The sequence below is a fragment of the Streptococcus oralis genome (assembly GCF_001578945.1).
Classification (GTDB): Bacteria; Bacillota; Bacilli; order Lactobacillales; family Streptococcaceae; genus Streptococcus; species Streptococcus oralis_Q.
In genome coordinates this window covers 1-1,173 of the sequence record NZ_KQ969570.1, presented here as the reverse complement: position 1 = coordinate 1,173, position 1,173 = coordinate 1, and the positions used below count along the sequence as shown (strand labels likewise).

The 1,173-nt window shown below is 39.8% G+C and carries 1 pseudogene; it reads left to right on the top strand.

The window, feature by feature from the left end:
* Positions 1 to 256 precede the first annotated feature (256 nt).
* Positions 257 to 1,173: pseudogene (locus SORDD16_RS10865) on the top strand (IS30 family transposase); the annotation flags it as partial.

Here is a 1,173-nt window from a genome sequence, read left to right as displayed (position 1 = left end):
AAAGTTCTATAATGAAGTTAGCCACCCAGCCTTCCTAAAAATGTAATGCTTTAACTAGCTTATAGCTAGCTCCTGATTTCATTTGATAATAGGCTTGAAGATGTTAGGCTCGCTAGCCAAGGCTAAGTCTAGCCTTGGTTTAGCTGACTGAACATCTTCAAGGGAACCTGTTGTCAAATGAAATCTAGTTTTAGGCATAAGAAAACACCTCTGTGTTATACTTGTTGTTCACCACAAACACAAGAAAGGCACAGAGATGCAAAACCATTATACTACAAAAGGCAAACAGTTGACAATCCATAGCCGTCGTTTAATCGAACGATGGAAAAATGAAGGAAAATCAAATAGAGAAATCGCCTCTCTACTTGGAAAAGCTCCTCAGACAATCCACAATGAAATCAAGCGTGGGACAGTCCTACAATGTTATTGGAAAGGGACGATTCAAAAAGGTTTATTCTGCCGACTATGCTCAAATGGTTTATGAAACCAATCGGAAGTGCTCTGTGAAGAAATCAATCTTGACCAAAGAACTAAAACAAAAGATTCTCCACTATCATAACCAAAAGTTGTCTCCTGAAATGATGGTCAAAGCTAAGGGAGTTAACGTAGGAATTTCTACCATCTACTACTGGATTCATCATGGAAAATTAGGACTAACCAAACAGAACCTTCTTTATCCTAGAAAAGGGAAAACTGTCAAGAAACAAGCTAGTCCCAACTTTAAACCTGCTGGTCAATCCATTGAACAGCGTCCCAAGGCTATCAATCTTCGATTGGAGAATGGACATTATGAGATTGATACGGTCCTACTTACAAGAGCGAAAAACCACTGTCTACTGGTCTTGACGGATCGAAGGAGCAGACACCAAATTATTCGATTGATTCCCAATAAAAGCGCTGAGTCGGTCAATCAGGCTCTAAAACTCATCTTAAAACAACACAAGATTCTTTCCATCACGGCAGATAATGGAGCCGAATTCAAACGCTTGTCTGATGTGTTTTCTAAGGAGCATATCTACTATGCACACCCCTATGCCTCTTGGGAAAGGGGAACCAATGAGAATCACAACAGGCTCATTCGTAGATGGTTGCCTAAAGGAACTAAGAAAACGACTCCTAAAGAAGTCGCTTTCATCGAAAATTGGATCAACAACTATCCTAAAAAATGCTTGG